This window comes from Lysinibacillus sp. S1, from assembly GCF_044986265.1.
In the GTDB taxonomy this organism is placed as follows: Bacteria; Bacillota; Bacilli; order Bacillales_A; family Planococcaceae; genus Lysinibacillus; species Lysinibacillus capsici.
Genome location: NZ_CP173154.1, coordinates 2,143,698 through 2,166,594 on the forward strand (window position 1 = coordinate 2,143,698; position 22,897 = coordinate 2,166,594).

Sequence of the window (22,897 nt, forward strand, 5' to 3'; positions counted from 1 at the left end):
GTGCGTAATACACGTGCTACAGCCTTTAATAAAGTAGACTTGCCACAACCATTTGGACCAATAATCGTGGAGATCTCCCCTTTTGGAATCTCCACACTTAAATCATTGACGATGAGCGCTGAAGAGTAACCAATCGCAACATGATCTATTTCAAGTACTGACATCTTTAACTTCCTTTCACTTTTGAGAATGCTTTTACTTTTAAATTTGTAAACCAAATTGGGCTGTATACAAGCCATAGTAAGCATTTTGACGTTCCATTAATTGCTCATGTGTGCCTTCTTCAATAATGCCCTTTTTCGATACSACAACAATTCTGTCTGCATCCTTAATCGTTGCTAAWCKWTTRGYRAYCACTAATGTAGTACGACCGATAGAAAGCTCGTTTAAGGCTTGCTGGATAGCTTGTTCTGTTTCTGTATCCAATGCAGATGTTGCTTCATCTAGTATTAAGATTTTTGGATTTTTCAAGAAAATACGCGCAATTGATAATCTTTGTTTTTGTCCACCTGATAATTTGACACCACGTTCACCTATGAGAGTATCCATGCCTTCTGGTAAAGCATTGATTACATCCGTCAGTTGTGCTCGTTGTGCGGCATACCAAATATCTTCTTCACTGGCATTTAAATCACCATAGGCTATGTTTTCACGAATGGTACCATCGAATAAAAAGACATCTTGCTGGACAATCCCGATATGCGAACGTAAAGATTGCAGTTTAAAGTCTCGTATATCAACACCATCAATCTTAATGGAACCCTCATTCACCTCATAAAAACGTGGCAATAGGCTACAGATCGTAGATTTCCHTGCACCAGAAGGGCCTACTAAGGCAACCGTTTCACCAGGACGTACCTTTAAATTAATTTGATGTAAGGCACGATTATTGGCAGCGTAGCCAAACGATACATTAGAAAAAGTAATTTCACCATCAATTTCATCGATTGTTTTCGCTTCTGGACGGTCCGCAATTTCGGGCTCCGTTTCGAGGAATTCAATATAGCGCCTAAATCCTGCCATGCCCTTAGGATAGCTTTCTATAAACATATTGATTTTGTTAATTGGGCCTAAGAGAATACCTGAAAGTAAAATAAATGCGATAAAATCGCCATTTGTTAAATGCCCATTTAATACAAAATAAGCCCCAACAAATAAAGTAAAGAGTGATAATACCTTCGTGAGTATGCCTGAAATAGCTTCATTCCAAGCCATTACTTTATAGGAAAACAGCTTTGTCATACGGAATCTTTCATTATTTACTTTAAAGCGTTTAATCTCATGATCTTCATTTGTAAAAGCTTGTACAACACGAATACCACTTACATTGTTTTCAACACGTGCATTAAAATCTGCAATATCTCCAAACATTTGACGGAATGCCTTGGACATTAATTTCCCGAAAATAATGGTTAAGATTAAGATAATCGGAACAAGTAAGAAAATAAGAATCGTAAAGGTTGGATCAATATAGTACATGACACCAAATGTTCCAATAATCGTCATCGCTGCAATAAAGATATCCTCTGGACCATGGTGAGCAAGTTCACCAATATCCATCAAATCATTTGTTAAACGAGAAACAAGATGCCCTGTTTTGTTGTTATCAAAATATCTAAAGGATAGCTTTTGTACATGGCTGAAGGATTCTTTTCTCATATCCGTCTCAATATTAATGCCCAGCATATGTCCCCAATATGAAACGATAAAATGAAGAATGGAGTTAAAAATATATAATCCAAACAGCAATAAACTCGCCATAATAATCCATTTCAATTCCCCATCTGGCAGAATATCAWCAATTACTTTATTTAAAACAATTGGAAACGCAAGCTCTATTAGTGCCACTAATATGGCACAGCTAAAATCTAAAATAAATAAGCCTTTATAGGGCTTATAATATGAAAAAAATCGCCGTAATAACATGGTGTAGCCTCCTATCGTGATCTCGTTTTACGTATCTATAAATGAGCTATCTACAATAGCTCTCCTGTTATCTAGTTATTGTTGATGAGCCTTTGTAAATTCAACTATTTTGTCAGCTAGTTCTTCAGCTTGGTGTAAGCCAGAAAGCGGATCAGAAGCAAAATAATATTCAGATGGAAGCTCTAATACTTGATTACTTTTAACGACATCTAAGTTTGTCCATGTTGCTGGCAACTGGCCATCTTTGTTAAAGAAATTAATCATGAAGTTATAGTCACCTACATAGTTACCTACTACCTCATAGGAAATCTCATAGCGTCCATTACTTGCTTCCTTTGTAACAAAAATCTCCTGCACCTTTTCTTGAGGTTTCATGCCCAAAATTTGATAGAGCGCTCTACCGCCCGATACACTTGATTGCCCTACAATCGTTGCATTTTTTTCAAACATTTCATAAATAGTAAATGTGGCTCCCTCTGGAATCACATCCATGATTTTTTCTTTAGCTTTTACGATCCGATCTTCAAATTCTTTTGTAAAGGCCTTAGCCTCTTCTTGTCTTCCTAAGTAATTCCCCATTGCCTTAATCTCCTCAATCGCTGATTGATGTGCATCTTCAGCGAAGACAATTGTCGGGGCAATTTTTTCATATTTCGCTACATCTTCAATATTCCAAGTAATAATCAAGTCTGGCTTTAACTCTAAAACTTTTTCTAATGACACCTTACCATCTGTACCAATATTCGTAATTTCACCATCCTTATAGTGTTGCTTTAAGAAAGCAGCATAATCAAGGTTAGCCGTTACGCCTCCAACTGGTACAACATCTAACGCTAAAATTTGCCCCAGATACCAATCAGTTACGACTCTCTCTGCCTGCATTGGAATTTCTACTTCGCGTCCACTATCATCTGTTACGGTTCTAGTCTCTGCCTTCTCGGGCGAAGTTGGTTCATCAACCTTAGATTGGCTTGTCTCTTCATTACACGCTGCCAGTAAAACGAACAGGCTTAATAAAAAAGGTAGCTTTATATGGTGAATCATCTTCTTCATCATGATYYCATTTTMTSCATTCTCMAATCGTTTTGCTTGCGCGWGCTGATTATTATTGTAKTGAAAATGATKCTCATTTGTAATGGCAATWTCGGACATATTAGATGCATATTTCAGCCTAAAGCTACTTGGAGCCAGTTTTGTTGCTTTTTTAAAAGCACGGCTAAAATAATATTCATCTTCAAACCCAAGAGATATGGCAATTTCTTTTATGCCATATTGATTGGTTAATAAATACTGCTTAGCCTGCTCTATTCTCAATTGTTGTAAATATATTTGTGGACCTATTTCATAGCGAGCTTTAAAAATGCGTAATAAATGTCGTGTACTAATCTGAAGCATATCTGCTAATGTCTGGATAGATAATGGTTGATGAATGTGTTGCTTTATAAATAATCGTGCGGCTTCTGCCTTATCAATTTCATGTGGTTTCCCTTGTCCTTCTGCTAATTCTCGAAAGACATGATAGATAAGCTCATAGAAGGATGCCCTTACAGATAAATGCTCCTGTATAGAGCCAGATTGCCATTTGCTATACATATCCTGAAGGATGCTGTGAATGACTATCGGATTTGCGGGTACACAAGAGAAATGTGTTTGGAATGGTTGATAGTGCATGTGCAAATGCTGCATAAAGGCATCTTTGTACATGACATCTCCTTTATAGCTAATGAGAAAATAGCTAACACTCTGCTGTGCCCTAATGTGAAGAGATTGAGATTTACCTAGATGAAAAATACTGAAGCGCTGCACATGATAAGATTGATCATCAATGACAATCTGTGCACCGCCTGCTGTGACAATAAGAAACGAGCTATATGTTAAAACCTTTGACACATGAATGTCTGATTTATTTATGTAATCGATTTGCTTCAACTGGATAAATGCATTTTGCCAAAGAAGCATATAGGCATCATAATTCATCTTCGTCTCCTTCAGAACACATATTTACTTACCATTATATTGATAATGWWTATCAATTTMAATATACATTTATAAAATAAACATATACAAAAAAAATCACCACTGACAATTTGATTGTCAATGGTGATGCCCTTTATAAAAGTCCCTTACCCTTTGTTGCTTTTTTCATATCTTCGTTTAGCTTTTCAAAAAATTCTTCATTTGATTTTGTTGTACGTATTTTTTTCAGGAAGCGCTCTGCAAAATCAGGTGCATCAGAAAACGTTTTACGAATTGCCCATAGCTTTTCAAGTTGTTCTGGTTCCAGAAGAAGCTCTTCTTTACGTGTACCCGAACGACGAATGTCAAGCGCAGGGAATATACGGCGTTCCGCTAACTGACGATCAAGATGAAGCTCTAAGTTCCCTGTTCCCTTAAATTCTTCATAGATAACTTCATCCATACGAGAACCTGTATCTACTAAAGCCGTCGCTAAAATTGTTAAACTACCGCCTTCTTCAATATTACGAGCCGAACCAAAGAAACGTTTCGGTCTATGGAATGCAGCAGGATCAATACCACCAGATAGTGTACGTCCACTTGGTGGAATTACTAAGTTATAAGCACGAGCTAAACGTGTAATAGAGTCCATTAAAATAATTACATCACGTTTATGTTCCACTAAACGTCGTGCGCGCTCTAATACTATTTCAGCCACTTTGACGTGGTTMTCAGGTACTTCATCAAATGTTGAGCTGACAACATCTGCATTGACAGAACGTTCAATATCTGTCACTTCCTCAGGTCGTTCATCAATCAATAGGACAATTAACTCCGCTTGCGGATGATTGGTTGTAATAGCGTTCGCAATCTCTTTTAATAAAGACGTTTTCCCTGCCTTTGGCGGAGCTACAATTAATCCACGTTGTCCAAAGCCTACTGGTGCCACTAAATCCATTATACGTGTGGATAAATTGCGTTGTGTTGTTTCTAGTTTAATTTGTCGATTTGGATATAAAGGTGTTAGTGCTGGGAAATGAACTCGTTCTTTCGCTACTTCAGGATCTTCGCCATTGACAGCATCTACTTGTAATAGGCCATAATAGCGCTCATTTTCCTTCGGTGGACGCACCTTTCCTGACACCTTGTCCCCATTACGCAAATCAAAGCGACGGATTTGGGATGCAGAAATATAAATATCTTCTTTACTTGGTGAGTAGTTGATTGGTCGAAGGAAGCCGAAGCCCTCTTGCGAAACAATTTCTAGTACGCCTTCCATAAAGAAATAGCCCTCTTGCTCTGAACGCGTTTTCAAAATAGCAAATATCAATTCTTTTTTCGTTAGCTTGCTATAATAAGAAATTTTATATTGGCGTGCAAGGGCGTAAAGCTCTTTTAACGTCATGTTTTCTAATTGAGCGATTGTCAATGCAGACATATGCACAACTCYADTCTTTTTYAAAAKHTAATTCAATTTWATGGGGTTATCATTGAAGTTTACGATTGGCTCTGCTAACGCTTATATGGTTGCCTTTAATAATATCTATTGAAATATTTCCACCATATAACTAAACATTGCCTTAAAAATATGGGATGGTTATTTAAAGAAGAAGGTACCTAGCACAATAGATGTACTAGGTATATTTTAGAAGAAAATAACATTAATATCTAGGTTTTTTCTCAAGAGCGTGACGGCCTTCAACAAAGCGAACCGTACCAGATTTAGCACGCATAACTACTGAATGAGTTAAGGCATAAGCACCTTTATATTGAACACCCTTTAAAAGCTCGCAATCTGTTACTGCTGTCGCTGCAAAAATAGCATCGTCACCTTTTACTAGGTCATCTAAATAAAGAACTTTTTCAACATCCACACCCATTTTTGTGCAGCGTTCTAATTGCTCTTCATCTTCTGGTACTAGTTTTGCTTGGAAGTCACCACCAAGGCATTTTAAAGCTACTGCTGCTATAACACCCTCAGGTGCACCACCTGTTCCAAACATAATATCAATGCCTGTTTCATCAAAAGCGGTATTGATTGCTGCACCAACATCGCCATCTTGGATAAATTTAATACGTGCACCAGCCTCACGAATTTCATCAACAATCGCTTGGTGACGTGGTCGATCTAAAAGAGTAGCTACAACATCAGAAATATCTTTATTTTTAGCTTTTGCTACTTGTAATAAGTTATAAGTGACGGAAGCATTGATATCCACTTTGCCCGCCGCTTCTGGTCCTACAGCAATTTTCTCCATGTACATATCTGGTGCATTTAACAGATTCCCTTTATCTGCAATAGCAAGAACTGTCATAGCACCATTTGTACCTTTTGCTACAATGTTTGTACCTTCTAAAGGATCTACTGCAATATCTACTTTAGGACCACCATTTCGTAAACCAAGTTCTTCACCAATATAAAGCATTGGTGCTTCATCCATTTCGCCTTCACCAATTACTACTGTAGCATGCATTGGAATTGTATCGAACATTTTGCGCATCGCTGTTGTTGCTGCATCGTCTGCCTCAATTTTCAAACCGCGCCCCATCCATTTCCCGGATGCGATTGCTGCTGCTTCTGTTACTCGTACTACTTCCATCGATAAACTACGTTCCATTGTTGCTTTGCCTCCCGTTATGGGCACCTTTTCGTGCCAAAACATTCAAATTACCTCTATTGTAACATAATTGGTTGAAAACTTTTAGCTCTCATTATTCCTTTGTCTCAGCTACACGTGCCACAATTGTTTCACGTCGAATATCAGCGCCTAAATCACGTAATTTCTCAATAAGTGAGCTATAACCACGTTCGATATGATAGATGTTCTGAATCTCAGTTTCTCCTTCTGCTAAGAGTCCAGCTAACACTACAGCTGCTCCAGCACGAAGATCTGTTGCTGTGACAGTTGAGCCAAGTAATCKACTTTGCCCTTTAATAATTGCTGTGTTTCCTTCTACACGAGCATCTGCATTCATACGACGAAGCTCAWCAATATGCTTGAAACGAGCTGTGTAAATAGTATCTGTTACTTTTGAGGAACCGAATGCTTGTGACATTAACACGGCAAGCGGTTGTTGAATATCCGTTGGGAATCCAGGGTATACCAATGTTTTGACATCCACTGCCTGTAATGTTGAGAGGTCTGTTTTTGGTACATAAATACTTTCTTCACCAATCTCAATTTTCACACCCATTTCACGAAGCTTGGCGATAATTGCTTCTAAGTGAAGTGGAATAACGTTATCGATTGTTATACCATCACCAACTGCTGCAGCCATAATCAAAAATGTAGAGGCCTCAATGCGATCAGGTATAATCGTATGTTCAGTACCATGTAGCTCTTCTACGCCTTCGATACGAATGACACTTGTACCTGCACCTTTAATATTGGCACCCATATTTGTTAGAAGTSTCGCCACATCAATTATCTCAGGTTCTTTTGCAGCATTTTCAATGACAGTACGTCCCTTAGCAAGGACAGCAGCAAGCATGATATTAATCGTAGCCCCAACACTTGCCACATCTAAATAAATTTTTGCCCCTATCAATTCATCTGCACGTAAATAAATGGCTCCGTGTTCATTAGTAATTTTAGCTCCTAAAGCCTCAAAGCCCTTTATATGTTGATCAATAGGTCGAGGTCCTAAAAAACAGCCTCCAGGTAAACCAATAACTGCTTTTTTGAAACGTCCAAGCATAGCCCCCATTAAATAATAAGAAGCACGTAACTTTTTAACGTTGCCGTTTGGTAAGGGCAATGCAATCATCTCTGTTGGATCGATTGTCATTTTCCCATTCTCAAATGAAACTTCTCCACCAATTTCCTCTAATAGAGCCTTTAACGTCCAAGCATCTGAAATTTCGGGTATCCCTCCAATAGTCACTGGAGAGTTCGCCAAAATTGATGCAGGAATTAAGGCGACTGCACTATTTTTTGCGCCACTAACTTTAATTGTACCTTGTAGACGATTTTCGCCAGTAATTTTATAAACATCCATTTTGCGTTCTCCCTCATGATTGGAAAGTAGTATTTTTGCAATTTGCACACTTTATAATCTTATTATTCGCCTTTTCTCTTATTCCAATCCGCTAAAAATCCTTCAATTCCTTTTTCAGTTAATGGATGGTGGAAAAGCTGCTKTAATACTTTAAACGGAGTAGTTGAAATATGTGCACCTGCTAAAGCCGCTGCTGTAACGTGTTGCGGGTGACGGACAGAGGCAGCGATAATTTGTGTATCGATATTATGGATTGTAAAAATATCTGCAATTGTTTCAATTAACTCAACACCATTTTGACCAATGTCATCTAAACGGCCGATAAATGGTGATACGTATGTAGCACCTGCACGCGCAGCCATTAATGCTTGGTTAGCACTAAAAATTAATGTCACGTTTGTTTTAATTCCTTTGTTTGCAAAGAATCGACATGCCTCTAATCCAGCTGGTKTCATAGGAAGCTTTACTGTGATGTTTGGCGCAATCGCAGCTAATTCCAAACCTTCTTTAATCATACCTTCTGCATCAAGTGCAATAACTTCCCCACTTACAGAGCCATCAACAAGCTCAGCGATTTCGCGAAGACGATCATGGAAAGAAACATTCTCTTCTTTAGCCACTAACGATGGGTTTGTCGTTACTCCTGATAAAATACCCCATGCATGTGCCTCTTTAATCTCTTCAAAGTTTGCTGTATCAATGAAAAATTTCATAATTATTTCCTCCTGATCATTTTTCTTATATTATTAAATATTTTCCAAAATTTCTTTATTTCAAAAACAAGAGAAGGTCGATTGAAAGCATCAACACTTCTCTTATTATGTGTATTTATCTATGCTTTTGTAACATATTAAATGCAAAAATTATGCTTTTTGTGCACTTCCAAATTCACGAATTTTACCAATAACCGTAGCTTTGATGGCTTCACGTGCTGGACCAAGGAATTTACGTGGGTCGTAAACAACTTTGTCGTTGTCCAGAATTTCACGAATTACTTTTGTTGCTTCAATTTGATTTTCAGTATTGACGTTAATTTTAGCCGTACCTAACGAAATAGAACGTTGGATATCTTTTGTTGGGATACCTGTACCACCATGTAAAACAAGTGGAAGGTTTGCCAATTTAGAGATTTCCTCCATTTCTTTAAAGCCTAAGTTTGGCTCTCCTTTGTAAGGACCATGTACAGAGCCAAGTGCTGGCGCTAAGCAGTCAATGTCAGTTAGTTCAACCATTTTGCGACATTCTTCTGGATCAGCGTAAATAATACCACCGATTACGCCATCTTCATCTCCACCAACTGTCCCTAATTCTGCTTCCACAGAAACGCCTTTAGCATGTGCGTATTCTACTACTTCTGAAGTAATTTTCACATTTTCCTCAAATGGGTGATGTGATGCATCAATCATCACGGAAGTAAAGCCTGCATCAATTGCTTCTTTACATTTTGCAAAGCTAGAACCATGGTCAAGGTGAATTGCTACAGGAACTGTAGTACCGTAAGATTCCATTAAACCTTTTACCATATGAACAACAGAAATAAATCCGCCCATATATTTACCTGCACCTTCAGAAACACCAAGAATCACTGGAGACTTTTCTTCTTCAGCTGCTTGTAAAATTGCTTGAGTCCATTCAAGGTTATTAATGTTGAATTGACCAACAGCATAACCTTCTGCTTTTGCTTTAATTAACATCTCTTTCATAGATACTAATGCCATACTAAAAATCCTCCTCATAGGACTWTTCTTTCTACATAAACATGCTCCTCAATCATAGCAAAAATAATAGCCCCTGAAAAGCAGGGGCTATTATTTTCTACCCGAAAGCGAAGTGTAACGTAGCGGCAGGGGTGACGAAGTGGAGTGTTACGTAACGAAGTCATAGCCCCTGAAAAGCAGGGGCTATTATTTTCTACCCGAAAGCGRAGTGTAACGTAGCGGCAGGGGTGACGAAGTGRAGTGTWACGYAACGAAGTCMTCGCMCCTGAAAAGCAGGGGCTATTATTTTCTACCCGAAAGCGGAGTGTAACGTAGCGGCAGGGGTGACGAAGTGAAGTGTWACGTAACGAAGTCMTMGCMCCTGAAAAGCAGGGGCTATTATTTTCTACCCGAAAGCGRAGTGTAACGTAGCGGCAGGGGTGACGAAGTGAAGWGTWVCGTAACGAAGTCCTCGCACCTGAAAAGCAGGGGCTATTATTTTCTACCCGAAAGCGGAGTGTAACGTAGCGGCAGGGGTGACGAAGTGAAGTGTTACGTAACGAAGTCCTCGCACCTGAAAAGCAGGAGCTATTAATCAACATAAAAAAACAGGCCGTGTGTCCACTGCCTGCTTTTTAAACTTGTAAAGCTTTATTTACTTCATCACGCACTTCGAAAATATCAAACGGTTTTGTAAAGTAACGAATGGCTCCTAATTCTAACGCTTCTTGCACAACATCCAATTCTCCGTATGCTGTCATCATAAAAACAGGCAGCHTCGKAAACTTCTTTTWTAAACSTCTCAAAWTTTCAATACCMTCCATTCCTGGAATTTTCATGTCCAGTAAAACACAATCCATCTCTTGTTCGTCTGCATACTTTAATGCCTCTGAACCATTCGCTGCTAAATATGTAATATATCCTTCCTTTTTCAGCACTTCATTTAAAAGTAAACGAATTCCCTGCTGATCATCGACAATTAGTAATCGTTTCACATCGCATTCCGCCCTTTTTAGTTTTATTCTTACACAAAAACTTTCTTTATTATGTATAATTCTCCTTTTTCAGCTTAATACCTTCTAGTATTATAAATTATCTGCTTTTGCTTTCTACCTTTTACCCCCTATAATATGAATAGAGGTGGGAACATGTCAAAAATTCTAACAACACAATTAAGTGGATTATTACAAAGAATTATACAAAATGAAGAAGATGCTATCGAGGAAACAGCAAGGTTATTAGCACAAGCCGCAATCGGCGAAGGAAATGTCTATTTTGCTTGCTTTGGAGAAATGCAGGTTGTGGCATTAAATGCACTTCAAGCAGTCGAACCCTTTAGCAAGTTAGCACCTTGGACTACAGACACAAGCTTAACAGAAGCTGATCGGGTTTGCATTTTTACTCGTAGTGCATATGATGAAGAAGCACTCGTCTTAGCACAAAAATTAAATACGCAATTTATTCCCTTTGCTGCTATAGCTAGTGAAGCAGCTAGTGTAGATAACCCTCTTGCTGATTTAGCCTATACGTATGTTTCTACACGCATTAAAGGCGGTTTAATACCAAATGATCTAGGTCAACGTATTGTTGCACCACATGCACTTGCAGGACTCTTTGTATATGAAGCTGTCAAAATTGCTTATGATGAAATGCTTGGGTTGGATGAAGAAGAATTGTAGTCATCAAATTAAAAAGAGTTGTCTCGTATATCACGAGACAACTCTTTTTGATTATTTAAATGTTGAGCCGATAAAATCGCGGAACAATGGTTGTGGACGATTTGGACGTGACACTAGCTCTGGGTGGAATTGACATGCTACAAAGAAGTTGTTTTCTGGTAGCTCAATAATTTCAACCAATTTGCCATCAGGACTTGTACCTGAGAAGACAAGGCCAGCTGCTTCCATTGCCTCACGATATTCATTGTTAAATTCATAGCGGTGACGATGACGCTCATAAACAAGCTCTTTACCATAGGCTTGGCTAGCTTTTGAACCATCCTTTAATTTACATGGGTATAAACCTAAACGTAAAGTACCACCGATATCTACAGTATCATTTTGATCTGGTAGGAAGTCGATAATTGGATACTCCGTATTTGCATCAAGCTCTGTAGAATGAGCACCTTTTAGGCCAAGTACATTACGTGCAAATTCTACTGTTGCTAATTGCATACCTAAACAAATGCCTAGGAAAGGAACATTATTTTCACGTGCATATTGTGTTGCTAAGATTTTACCTTCAACACCACGATCACCAAAGCCGCCTGGTACTAAAATAGCGTCAGCACCTTTTAATAGCGAGGCCACATTGTTAGCATCAACGTGTTCTGCATTAATCCAGTCAATTTCAATATCAGAATTAAATGCATATCCAGCATGCTTTAATGCCTCAACTACAGAAATGTAAGCATCTTGTAGTTCTACGTATTTCCCTACTAATGCTACCTTTCTTTTATTTGGTAAGTTCTTCACTTTTTCTACAAGGTCACGCCATTCTTCCATATCTGCTTCTGGAGCTTCCATACCAAAATGATCCAAAACGATATCATCTATATCTTGCGCATGTAGGTTTAATGGTACTTCATATAAATGCTCAGCATCACGAGATTCAATAATTTCATGTGGTTGAACATCACAGAATAATGCTAATTTCTCTTTCATCTCTTGTGGTACTTCTTGTTCAGTACGAACTACGATAATATTTGGCTGAATACCTAAAGAGCGTAATTCTTTAACAGAATGCTGTGTAGGTTTTGTTTTAAGTTCACCAGCTGCTTTAATATAAGGAATAAGTGTACAGTGAATATACATTACATTGTTATGCCCTAAATTTGTTTTCATTTGGCGAATGGCTTCTAGGAATGGCAATGATTCAATATCACCTACTGTTCCACCAACCTCTGTGATCACAACATCTGCATTTGTTTCACGACCAGCACGTTGGATACGATCTTTGATTTCGTTTGTAATATGAGGAATTACTTGGACTGTTCCACCATTATAATCTCCACGACGTTCTTTCTGTAATACAGATTGGTAAACACGACCTGAAGTTACTGTAGAATGTTTCCCTAGGTTAATATCAATAAAACGTTCATAGTGTCCTAAGTCTAAATCAGCCTCAGCACCATCATCTGTTACAAAAACCTCACCATGTTGATAAGGACTCATCGTACCTGGGTCAATATTGATATATGGGTCAAATTTTTGAATCGTCACTTCTAACCCACGATTTTTTAATAAACGGCCTAAAGATGCTGCAACAATCCCTTTTCCAAGTGATGATACAACCCCACCTGTTACAAAAATATACTTCGTCATGAATAAATTCCTCCTTATGATGTTCTAAAATATTAGTGCGTTTAGGGGGGATCAGAACCATTTACATTCTAATACCCTAAAAAAAGAAAAGCCGAGAATGTCTACAAAATGTAGTCGATTCGAAGCTGTAATCGGTTCTATCTCTTTTCCACTTTCCTTTAAACCATAAAACTCTAATAACTTTTCAGTCACCGTTTACTATACATCATGAATAATTAAAAACATTTATATTCATATCGGTATTAAAAGTATGGGAGAACTAAAATGATTAAAGTTAAAAACAAAAAAACGCTCCTCCTGCATAGGTTTGCAGGGGGAGCGTATTATATACACGGTCTTTCTCCTTCTTTTAAGGAGCCCAAGTAAAAGATTAAACGTAACCGTGATAGAAGTCAAGATTTTTTGCTTCTAGCTTAAAAGAAAGAAAATTCTAAGTGTACTGTATTAGATCTCTTCCTCTTCTTCCTCAAATTCTTCTTCCTCTTCATCAATAAACTCTTCATCGATTTCTTCATCAATTTCTTCTAGTTCTTCATCGTCAAAGTCGATATCTTCTTTTTCATCATCTTCTTCATCAAGTTCTTCTTCATCAATGAACTCTTCAAAGTCTTCATCAAAGTCGATATCTTCTTCATCTAAGTCTACATCTTCATCAAGATCTTCATCATCAAAGGCAGCTTTAGATTTTTTCTTTTGAGTCTTAACAGAAGGAGCTGTTTCTTCTTCGATTTGCTCAACTTTAAACCATTCACGTAAGCCCCAGCCTGCTTCTTGATTATATAAGAAGCGACCATCAATATTGATATCTGTATAAAATTGTAACAGACGGGATTTCATTTCTGCATCACTATAGCCCACAAGCTCTTGAATTAATTTTAATAAATCATTAAAAGACACTGAGGCACGTTTTTCATTTAAAATTGCATAAGCTAAGTTAATTAACGATTCTTCTGTTAATTGTTCCTTTGTCATTTCACGAAAATTCAATTCGTGCACTTCCTTTCCCTCATCACAATGGACGTTTTAAAATTACATGGTGCTTTATTCTCCAAGCGCAGCAAAAAAGGCCACGCAAAAGGTTCTTTCCATACAATAAGCATAATACCCATTATATACAAAGTTTTAGCCCCTTTGCTAGCTTCAATTACTGTTTTTTATATTACGCATTTTTTTTATTCCAAGATAAAACAAATAGACAGATAATAGTAGTAAAGGAATAGCGCCAATTTGCTTATTATACAGGAAAAAGGCTCCCAATACTAAAGCTAATATAATTATGTAGTGAATAGCTGATTTCATCCTCTACTGCGCCTCCCCTTTTTTTACATTTCTATTATAACGAAAATAAAAAGAAGTGCCTAATCTTAAGACTAGACACTAGAAATTAGAGAAGCATGATACTTGAATAGAAAACAAGAAGTTTTGATCAACCTTGCTTACATATTACGACGATATTGTCCGCCAACTTCATATAAAGCTTTTGTAATTTGTCCTAAACTTGCTACTTTTACTGACTCCATCAGCTCAGCAAAAATATTACCATTATTGACAGCCACTTCTTGTAGACGTGCAATCGCAGCTTCACTTTCCTCTTCATGGGCTTTCCAAAAAGCTTGTAAATTACGAATTTGTGTCTCTTTTTCTTCTGTCGATGCACGTGCGATTTCCATATTATCTATATCAGCATCTGAAGGTGGATTTGGGTTCAAGTAAGTATTAACACCAATGATTGGTAACTCCCCTGAATGTTTTAACATTTCGTAGTACATAGATTCTTCTTGAATTTTACCACGTTGGTATTGTGTTTCCATAGCACCTAACACACCGCCACGATCATTAATACGATCAAACTCTTCAAGAACCGCTTCTTCCACAAGATCTGTTAATTCTTCAACAATAAACGCGCCTTGTAGTGGGTTTTCATTTTTTGCTAAACCATGCTCTTTTGTAATAATCATTTGAATTGCCATAGCACGTCTTACAGATTCCTCCGTAGGTGTAGTAATGGCCTCATCGTAGGCGTTTGTATGCAATGAATTACAGTTATCTTGTAATGCCATTAAAGCCTGTAATGTTGTACGAATATCATTAAAATCAATCTCTTGTGCGTGTAAACTACGCCCAGACGTTTGAATGTGATACTTTAGCTTTTGAGCGCGCTCATTAGCACCGTATTTATCACGCATTACAATAGCCCAAATACGTCGTGCCACACGGCCGATTACTGTATACTCTGGATCTAGTCCATTTGAGAAGAAGAATGATAAATTTGGTGCAAAGTCATTGATATTCATGCCACGACTTAAATAATACTCTACATACGTAAAGCCATTAGCTAAGGTGAAGGCTAATTGGGAAATAGGGTTTGCTCCAGCTTCCGCAATATGATAACCAGAAATGGAAACAGAATAATAGTTACGTACTTTATGGTCTATAAAGTATTGCTGAATATCGCCCATCATACGCAAAGCAAACTCTGTTGAGAAAATGCATGTATTCTGGCCCTGATCTTCTTTTAAAATATCAGCTTGTACTGTTCCACGTACGACTTGCAATGTTTTTTCACGTGTCTCGGTAAACTCTTCAACTGTCAAAGTTCGTCCTAGCTCTTGCTCACGTAATTGAACTTGTTGATCGATTGCTGTATTCATAAACATTGCTAAAATAATAGGTGCTGGTCCATTAATAGTCATTGATACAGATGTAGACGGTGCACATAAATCAAAGCCTGCGTAAAGTTTTTTCATATCTTCTAGTGTACAGATCGATACACCTGATTCTCCAACCTTACCGTAAATATCTGGACGGTAATCTGGGTCTTCCCCATACAAGGTTACAGAATCAAAAGCTGTAGATAAACGTTTTGCATCATCATCTTTTGATAAATAATGGAATCGTTTATTTGTACGTTCTGGTGTTCCCTCGCCAGCAAATTGACGCTTCGGATCTTCACCCTCACGTTTGAATTGGAATACACCCGCCGTATATGGGAATTCGCCAGGAACATTTTCTTTATAAACCCAACGCAAGATTTCCCCATAGTCTTCAAACTTCGGTAATGCTACTTTTGGAATTTTCGTGCCAGAAAGACTAGTTGTTTTTAAGATGGTACGAATTTCTTTATCGCGAACTTTAGTCACAAACTCATCGCCAGCATACGCTTCTTTTAATGCCTGCCAATTATCCAATATACGCTTGGATTCTGCTGTTAATTCATCTCTAACACCTTCTGCTAAAGAAGTAAGCGATGCCACAAGCACATCATCTGGAGCTTTTTCTTGGACAGCTGCAATAGCACCTTCTAATTGGAATAGTCGACGAGCAAATGCCACCTGCTGCTCAGTTTTTTTATGATAGCCACGGACAGTGTCCGTAATCTCACGTAAATAATAACGGCGATCGTTTGGAATGATAACATCTTGCTTTTGCGTTTTCGCAAATTGCTCATAGCTTGTTTCCCAATTAAAACCTGTTTTTTCGTTAATTATTTTAACGAGGGCGGCGAATAACGCATTTGTGCCTTTGTCATTAAACTGGCTAGCTATTGTACCGTAGACTGGCATGTTATCAAGTGATTCATCCCAAAGCTCGCGGGAACGTTGATATTGTTTTTGTACTTGTCGAAGGGCGTCCTCTGAGCCTTTTCGCTCAAATTTATTGATCGCAATAACATCTGCAAAGTCAATCATATCAATTTTCTCAAGTTGTGTAGGTGCACCGAATTCGCTTGTCATGACATACATAGATAGATCCGTGTATTTAGTAATTTCGGCATCACCTTGACCGATTCCACTTGTTTCTACGATGATTAAGTCATAACCTGCTACACGTACTACATCTAGCACATCACCAATTGATGCAGATAATTCTGTACGTGAGCCACGTGTTGCTAAACTACGCATATAAACACGGTTATTAAAAATAGCGTTCATGCGAATACGATCCCCAAGCAATGCTCCACCCGTTTTTTGCTTTGTTGGATCGACTGATAGAATGGCTACACGTTTATCTGGGAATTCTTTTAGGAAGCGGCGAATCAGTTCATCCGTTAAGGATGATTTCCCTGCACCACCTGTTCCCGTAATCCCCATTACTGGCGTACCTTTTGAAAGCTTTCTTGCCTCTGCTAGCATTTCTTTCGTAGCTTCATCGTCATTTGACTCAGCTGCTGTTATTAGATTGGCTAAAATTTCAGGCGTCTCTGTCGTTAAAGACTTTAATTTCTCTAAATAATTACCTGTTGCAGTAGGAAAATCTGTACCTTTAATTTGTTCATTAATCATTCCCTGTAGCCCTAAAACACGGCCATCCTCTGGTGAGAATATCCCTGCAATGCCATACGTATGAAGCTCTTTAATTTCACGAGGTAAAATAACTCCTCCACCACCGCCATAAATTTTAATATGTGGTGCTCCTTTTTCACGCAGTAAATCATACATATATTTAAAGTATTCCATATGTCCGCCTTGATAAGAAGAAACCGCAATCCCTTGTGCATCTTCTTGTATCGCAGCATTCACGACTTCTTCAACAGAACGATTATGACCTAAATGGATTACTTCTACACCGCTCGATTGTAAAATGCGTCGCATAATATTGACTGAAGCATCATGTCCATCAAAAAGACTCGATGCTGTCACAAAACGTACGTGATTTTTTGGACGATATACTTCTACCTTTGTCATATGAAATCCCCACTTTCTCCCCTTATTGAATAAAAAAAGCCGGCATTGCAATATCGCTATATGCAATTGCCGACAAACCCCTTACAAATATTAAAACCCCTTTATGCCTGAAATGAACAAGGTGATTTGCATGTCAATGAATTCGTCTATTGAATGCTGACGATGTAAAGCCCATTTGCGAAACGCCCAGCTTTGTCCTGAAACAACTAAGTTATTGGCTGCTAAATGGATTTGCTTCTCTGTCATAGTTAGTTCGCCAGACTGGACACATCGCTGTAACAAGCGTTCAAATGTGGCAACCATTTCAAACTCTTTACTAAAAACATAGCGTTGTGCTTCTTTTGACAATGATTTTGTTTCTTGATACATGATTGTTAGCTCATCAACCATACTATCGATTTGCAGGAAGTATTCCCGAATCATTTCTTTTAACTCATCAATAGTTCCTGCTTTAATCTCATAACTTGAAAGACGCTCCATTGCATGGTGATAGATACTGTCACAAACAAGGTATAGAACATCTTCCTTCGTTCGGATGTATTCATACAAAGTACCGATACTAAAGCCAGCAGCTTTTGCAATTTCTCTCGTCGTGGCACGGTGAAAGCCTTTTTCTTTAAATAGCTTAATAGCTCCTTGAATCATTTGTTCACGACGAATGGCGATTAGATTTTCATCTTTTACGGTTGACTGTACTTGGGGCCTTTTATCTTTATCAGTCATCAATTATTTCGTTAGCATACGCGAGATAACAAGACGTTGAATCTCCTGCGTACCTTCGTAAATTTGTGTAATTTTAGCATCACGCATAAAGCGCTCTACAGGGTAATCTTTTGTATAACCATAGCCACCAAAAACTTGAACCGCCTCTGTCGTTACACTCATTGCTGTATCGCCAGCCATTAATTTCGCCATTGCAGATGCCTTACCATATGGTAGGTTATTAGATTCTAACCATGCCGCTTGGTATGTAAGAAGTCGAGAAGCCTCAATTTGAGTTGCCATATCGGCTAATTTAAAGGAAATGCCTTGATTTGCAGTGATCGGTTTACCAAATTGCACACGTTCTTTGGCATAGTCAACTGCTGCATCGAGTGCTCCTTGTGCAATTCCTACTGCTTGAGCCGCAATACCATTACGTCCACCATCTAGTGTCGTCATGGCAATCTTAAAGCCTTCCCCTTCAGCCCCTAATAGATTTTCCTTTGGAACACGACAGTTATCAAAAATAATCTCTGTTGTTGGAGATGAACGAATTCCTAATTTCTTTTCTTTCTTCCCTACAGAGAAACCTTCAAATCCAGCTTCCACGATAAATGCGGATGTGCCATGTTTTGCTTCTGGGTCTGTTACTGCAAATACAATATATGTATCTGCTACTCCACCGTTCGTAATAAAGATTTTTGAGCCATTTAAAATATAATCATCGCCATCACGTTTTGCATAAGTTTTCATGCCACCCGCATCAGAGCCAGAGCCAGGTTCTGTTAAACCATATGCACCAATATGTTTGCCTTCAGCCATTGGACGAAGGTATTTTTGTTTTTGTTCTTCTGTACCGAACTTGTAAAGTGGCCAACCTGCCAGTGAAGTATGTGCAGATAAAGTTACACCAGTCGAAGCACAAACACGTGAAAGTTCCTCAACAGCTATGACATATGCAAGGTAATCAAATCCTGCACCACCATATTCCTCAGGCCATGGAATACCAGTAAGCCCAAGCTCCGCCATTTTGTCGAAAATCGCACGGTCAAATTCTTCATTTTCGTCACGTTCAGCAGCTGTTGGCGCCACTTCATTTATAGCAAAATCACGAATCATTTCACGTAATTGTTCATGCTCTTCTGTTAACTGAAAGTTCATTGTCCATTTCCCCTTTTTAGTTAGACTCTGTTTTGTGTTACCTGATTATTGTTAGGTTGGATTGAGCGGGTTTGCCTTATTTCAGAGCAGTTCACACCCTTAATAAACGTTTTCCCCTCACTCTTGAACGGTTTCCATCACTTTGTACCATTCGCAATATCAGGCTTTATTTCAGTAAATGTTTACTAATGACTAGTCGTTGAATTTCACTTGTACCTTCATAGATTTCTGTCACCTTTGCATCGCGGAAATAGCGCTCTACTGGATAATCTTCCGTATAGCCGTAGCCGCCAAATATTTGAACAGCCTCTATTGCCGTTTGTACCGCTGTTCGTGATGAGAAAAGTTTAGCCATTGAAGCTTCTGCTCCACATGGTAAACCTTTTGCACGTAAATCGGCTGCACGATAGACTAACAGTTTTGCAGATTCAACAGCCGTTGCCATATCCGCAAGCTTAAAGCCAACACCTTGTTGTGCGGCGATCGGCTTACCAAATTGAATGCGTTCTTTAGCATAAGCAGTAGACGCCTCTAGTGCCGCCTCAGCAATTCCTAACGCCTGTGCCGCAATGCCGATTCGTCCAACATCTAAATTGGCCATCGCAATTTTAAAGCCTTCTCCCTCTTCCCCAAGTAGGTTGTCGGCTGGAATGCGACAATTATCGAATGTCAGCTGAACTGTACGTGAGCCGTGTAAGCCCATCTTATGCTCATCTTTTCCGATGATTAAACCAGGTGTTCCCTTTTCAACAATAAATGCTGAGATACCCTTTGTTTTTTCAGCTGGGTTAGTAGATGCGAATACAATATAGACATCAGCTTCTCCACCATTTGTAATAAATACTTTGGAGCCGTTAATCACATATTCATCGCCATCACGCACTGCCTTTGACTGTAAAGAGCCAGCGTCTGAGCCTGCACTTGGTTCTGTTAAACAAAATGCACCTAAATATTCGCCTGTTGCAAGCTTTGGTACATACCGTTTCTTTTGTTCTCCATTCCCAAAGTAAATAATTGGATTCGTTCCAACTGAAGTATGGACGGATAAAATAACACCCATTACAGCGCTTACTTTTGATAGTTCATTAATCGCAATAATATAAGATGTAAAATCCATACCAGAGCCACCTAAGTCTTCTGGAGTCGTAATCCCCATTAAGCCAAGTTCACCCATTTGCTGTAGAAGCTCACGTGGAAATTCTCCCGCTTCCATTCGCTCCACCCATGGTTGAATTTTTTCCTGAGCAAATTGACGAACCATATCGCGCATCATAATTTGCTCATCTGTAAATTGCAAATGCATCTATAATGTCACCCCTCTAAGTTGTCCCGAAACATCTAAATAACCCCATCCCCATAGGATTATTCGTAAACGTAAAAACCTCTTCCTGATTTCTTACCTAACCAGCCAGCTGCAACGTATTTACGTAGCAGTGGGCAAGGGCGATATTTACTGTCTCCAAGACCCTCATGTAAAATTTCCATGATGTAAAGACAAGTATCTAAACCAATGAAGTCTGCCAATGTTAATGGCCCCATCGGATGATTCATACCAAGCTTCATCACATCATCAATTGCTTCTTTTGTTGCCACACCTTCGTAAAGTGCGTAAATCGCTTCATTAATCATCGGTAGTAGGATTCGGTTTGAAATAAATCCTGGGAAATCATTCACTTCTACTGGTGTTTTCGATAATTTAACCGTCATCTCTTCGACAGCTTTGTACACTTCATCTGTTGTTGCTAAACCTCGAATGATTTCAACAAGTTTCATAACTGGTACAGGGTTCATAAAATGCATACCAATTACTTGCTCTGGACGCTTTGTTACTGCTGCAATTTCTGTAATAGGCAGTGAAGATGTATTCGTAGCTAAAATAGCATGTGCTGGCGCAATGCCATCAAGTTGCTTAAAGATGGATTGCTTAATTTCCATATTTTCCACAGCTGCTTCAATGATAATATCTACATCACTAGCATCTTGTAAATCTAGCGACATACTAATTCGACTTAGAACAGCAGCCTTCTCATCTTCAGTTTTACGACCCTTTTCTACATCACGTGATAAATTTTTCGTAATAACCCCTAATCCACGCTCGAAAAATTCTTGTTTGATATCGTTCAATTTCACATCAAAGCCTGCTTGTGCACAAACTTGGGCAATACCAGAGCCCATTTGCCCTGCACCAATGACCATTACCTTTTGAATTCCCATTAGTTCAGTCCCCCTGTTTTTGGTACTTCAATCATAATTGCATCACCTTGGCCGCCGCCTGAACAAATTGCGGCAATGCCAATGCCACCGCCACGACGCTTCAATTCCTGTGCAAGTGTTAATATTATACGTGCACCAGATGCCCCAATCGGATGACCTAAAGCAACTGCACCGCCATTAACATTCACTTTTTCTGCATCTAAATCTGCCAACTGCTTGCTGACTAAAGCTACCGCTGCAAAGGCTTCATTGATTTCAATTAAATCAATATCTGCTAATGATTTGTTAGTCTTTTTCAGTAATTTATTAATAACAAGACCTGGTGTTTGCGGGAAGTTTTCTGGCTCAAGCGCAAGTTCTTCGTGACCAATGATTACTGCCAATGGTTCTCTACCTTCACGTTTTGCACGTTCTTCACTCATAACGACAAGTGCACATGCACCGTCGTTAACCCCAGGTGCATTACCTGCTGTAATCGTGCCATCCTTGTCAAAAGCTGGTTTTAGCTTCGCCAGTACTTCCAAAGACGTCCCTGCTCTTGGTGCCTCATCTGTATCAACAATAAGTGGTGCACCTTTTCGTTGAGGAATCTCCACTGGTACGATTTCTTCAGCGAAGTAACCTTTTTCAATTGCGGCTAACGCGCGTTCATGACTGCGTACTGACCAAGTGTCCTGTTCTTCCCGGCTTAGCGAGAACTCTTTAGCTGTTGCATTACCATAGCTACCCATATGTGGTCTTGCTTTATCGAAAGCACATGTTAAGCCGTCATATAGCATGCCATCTACCATTGTAGAATCTCCCATACGCAAACCATTTCGACCATTCAGAAGATAATATGGTGCATTGGACATAGATTCCATGCCACCCGCAATAATCACTTCTTCGTCCCCTAAACGAATCAATTGATCTGCTAATGTCACCGCACGCATCCCTGAAGCACAAACTTTATTGATTGTTTCTGTTTTTACTGCTGTTGGTAAATTGGCCTTCAGCGCAGCCTGTCGAGAAGGAATTTGCCCCTGTCCCCCTTGTAAAACAGAACCTAAAATTACCTCATCCACTTGCTCAGGTGCAAGATTTGCCTTCTCTAATGCCCCTTTAATGGCAATCGCACCTAAATCACTTGCATGTAATGCTGATAATGAACCTCCAAATTTACCAAACACAGTTCTTGCTCCTGCTAAAATTACAGCTCTATTCAAGTAAAACACCCCTTTTGTTTTACGTTCTC

At 38.9% G+C, this 22,897-nt stretch carries 17 protein-coding genes and 1 pseudogene (1 of these 18 running past the window's edge); 1 reads left to right on the forward strand and 17 read right to left on the reverse strand.

Annotation, left to right across the window (positions count from 1 at the left end; translation table 11 throughout):
• The 9 genes and pseudogenes from ACHZEU_RS10855 to ACHZEU_RS10895 form a co-directional block, all read right to left on the reverse strand.
• On the reverse strand, window positions 1–164 hold the 5' portion of the coding sequence (locus ACHZEU_RS10855) for an ABC transporter ATP-binding protein (RefSeq protein WP_404804504.1). 631 nt of this gene lie to the left of the window's left edge; the window shows 164 of its 795 coding nt (coding positions 1–164); its start codon is at window positions 162–164; the stop codon falls past the left edge of the window.
• A 37-nt stretch (window positions 165–201) separates the two neighbouring features.
• A pseudogene (locus ACHZEU_RS10860) lies at window positions 202–1,926 on the reverse strand (ABC transporter ATP-binding protein).
• Window positions 1,927–2,001: 75 nt separating this feature from the next.
• Entirely contained in the window at window positions 2,002–3,903 is a 1,902-nt protein-coding gene (locus ACHZEU_RS10865) for an AraC family transcriptional regulator (RefSeq protein ID WP_404804505.1), read from the reverse strand.
• 133 nt (window positions 3,904–4,036) lie between these two features.
• Entirely contained in the window at window positions 4,037–5,320 is a 1,284-nt protein-coding gene (gene rho / locus ACHZEU_RS10870; RefSeq protein WP_404804506.1) for a transcription termination factor Rho, read from the reverse strand.
• Window positions 5,321–5,543: 223 nt separating this feature from the next.
• Complete coding sequence (glpX, locus tag ACHZEU_RS10875; protein ID WP_004269449.1) at window positions 5,544–6,500, reverse strand: class II fructose-bisphosphatase; 957 nt, start codon at window positions 6,498–6,500, stop codon at window positions 5,544–5,546.
• A 94-nt stretch (window positions 6,501–6,594) separates the two neighbouring features.
• Window positions 6,595–7,881 carry a UDP-N-acetylglucosamine 1-carboxyvinyltransferase gene (locus tag ACHZEU_RS10880; RefSeq protein ID WP_404804507.1) on the reverse strand — a complete coding sequence of 429 codons (1,287 nt, stop codon included), beginning with the start codon at window positions 7,879–7,881 and terminating at the stop codon, window positions 6,595–6,597.
• 62 nt (window positions 7,882–7,943) lie between these two features.
• On the reverse strand, window positions 7,944–8,594 hold the full coding sequence (gene fsa, locus ACHZEU_RS10885; RefSeq protein WP_404804508.1) for a fructose-6-phosphate aldolase: 651 nt from the start codon (window positions 8,592–8,594) through the stop codon (window positions 7,944–7,946).
• Window positions 8,595–8,744: 150 nt separating this feature from the next.
• Window positions 8,745–9,599, reverse strand: a complete 855-nt coding sequence (locus ACHZEU_RS10890) for a class II fructose-bisphosphate aldolase (protein WP_048395593.1) — start codon at window positions 9,597–9,599, stop codon at window positions 8,745–8,747.
• Window positions 9,600–10,213: 614 nt separating this feature from the next.
• The gene (locus ACHZEU_RS10895) at window positions 10,214–10,573 is read right to left on the reverse strand and encodes a response regulator (RefSeq protein WP_404804509.1); all 360 of its coding nucleotides are present in this window, start codon (window positions 10,571–10,573) and stop codon (window positions 10,214–10,216) included.
• Between the two features lie 153 nt (window positions 10,574–10,726).
• Here ACHZEU_RS10895 and ACHZEU_RS10900 point away from each other — a divergent pair, with 153 nt between their 5' ends.
• Window positions 10,727–11,257 carry a DUF2529 family protein gene (locus tag ACHZEU_RS10900; protein ID WP_048393727.1) on the forward strand — a complete coding sequence of 177 codons (531 nt, stop codon included), beginning with the start codon at window positions 10,727–10,729 and terminating at the stop codon, window positions 11,255–11,257.
• Window positions 11,258–11,308: 51 nt separating this feature from the next.
• Here the strand turns inward: ACHZEU_RS10900 and ACHZEU_RS10905 are convergent, their stop codons facing one another.
• The 8 genes from ACHZEU_RS10905 to ACHZEU_RS10940 all read right to left on the reverse strand — a co-directional run bounded on the left by ACHZEU_RS10905 (window position 11,309) and on the right by ACHZEU_RS10940 (window position 22,868).
• Complete coding sequence (locus tag ACHZEU_RS10905) at window positions 11,309–12,901, reverse strand: CTP synthase (RefSeq protein WP_048393729.1); 1,593 nt, start codon at window positions 12,899–12,901, stop codon at window positions 11,309–11,311.
• A 444-nt stretch (window positions 12,902–13,345) separates the two neighbouring features.
• A complete protein-coding gene (gene rpoE / locus ACHZEU_RS10910) occupies window positions 13,346–13,888 on the reverse strand; it encodes a DNA-directed RNA polymerase subunit delta (RefSeq protein WP_103117419.1) in 543 nt (180 codons plus the stop codon).
• Between the two features lie 449 nt (window positions 13,889–14,337).
• Window positions 14,338–17,586: a fused isobutyryl-CoA mutase/GTPase IcmF gene (gene icmF, locus ACHZEU_RS10915; RefSeq protein WP_048393735.1), complete on the reverse strand. Its 3,249-nt coding sequence runs from the start codon at window positions 17,584–17,586 to the stop codon at window positions 14,338–14,340.
• A 90-nt stretch (window positions 17,587–17,676) separates the two neighbouring features.
• On the reverse strand, window positions 17,677–18,309 hold the full coding sequence (locus tag ACHZEU_RS10920; RefSeq protein ID WP_048393737.1) for a TetR/AcrR family transcriptional regulator: 633 nt from the start codon (window positions 18,307–18,309) through the stop codon (window positions 17,677–17,679).
• A gap of 3 nt (window positions 18,310–18,312) precedes the next feature.
• Window positions 18,313–19,449, reverse strand: coding sequence for an acyl-CoA dehydrogenase (locus tag ACHZEU_RS10925; protein WP_016993589.1), 1,137 nt, complete (start codon window positions 19,447–19,449; stop codon window positions 18,313–18,315).
• 166 nt (window positions 19,450–19,615) lie between these two features.
• A complete protein-coding gene (locus ACHZEU_RS10930; protein ID WP_279493849.1) occupies window positions 19,616–20,752 on the reverse strand; it encodes an acyl-CoA dehydrogenase in 1,137 nt (378 codons plus the stop codon).
• Between the two features lie 59 nt (window positions 20,753–20,811).
• On the reverse strand, window positions 20,812–21,663 hold the full coding sequence (locus ACHZEU_RS10935) for a 3-hydroxybutyryl-CoA dehydrogenase (RefSeq protein ID WP_004269435.1): 852 nt from the start codon (window positions 21,661–21,663) through the stop codon (window positions 20,812–20,814).
• Complete coding sequence (locus ACHZEU_RS10940) at window positions 21,663–22,868, reverse strand: acetyl-CoA C-acetyltransferase (protein ID WP_103117415.1); 1,206 nt, start codon at window positions 22,866–22,868, stop codon at window positions 21,663–21,665. Before ACHZEU_RS10940 ends, ACHZEU_RS10935 begins: the two co-directional genes overlap by 1 nt.
• Window positions 22,869–22,897 lie beyond the last annotated feature (29 nt).

Excerpts from the sequence above, each read along its gene's own strand:
- glpX (WP_004269449.1), bottom strand. The coding sequence starts at position 6,500 with ATGGAACGTAGTTTATCGATGGAAGTAGTACGAGTAACAGAAGCAGCA.
- ACHZEU_RS10900 (WP_048393727.1), top strand. The coding sequence starts at position 10,727 with ATGTCAAAAATTCTAACAACACAATTAAGTGGATTATTACAAAGAATT.
- ACHZEU_RS10925 (WP_016993589.1), bottom strand. The coding sequence starts at position 19,449 with ATGAACTTTCAGTTAACAGAAGAGCATGAACAATTACGTGAAATGATT.
- icmF (WP_048393735.1), bottom strand. The coding sequence starts at position 17,586 with ATGACAAAGGTAGAAGTATATCGTCCAAAAAATCACGTACGTTTTGTG.
- ACHZEU_RS10935 (WP_004269435.1), bottom strand. The coding sequence starts at position 21,663 with ATGGGAATTCAAAAGGTAATGGTCATTGGTGCAGGGCAAATGGGCTCT.
- ACHZEU_RS10920 (WP_048393737.1), bottom strand. The coding sequence starts at position 18,309 with ATGACTGATAAAGATAAAAGGCCCCAAGTACAGTCAACCGTAAAAGAT.
- ACHZEU_RS10905 (WP_048393729.1), bottom strand. The coding sequence starts at position 12,901 with ATGACGAAGTATATTTTTGTAACAGGTGGGGTTGTATCATCACTTGGA.
- ACHZEU_RS10930 (WP_279493849.1), bottom strand. The coding sequence starts at position 20,752 with ATGCATTTGCAATTTACAGATGAGCAAATTATGATGCGCGATATGGTT.
- ACHZEU_RS10890 (WP_048395593.1), bottom strand. The coding sequence starts at position 9,599 with ATGGCATTAGTATCTATGAAAGAGATGTTAATTAAAGCAAAAGCAGAA.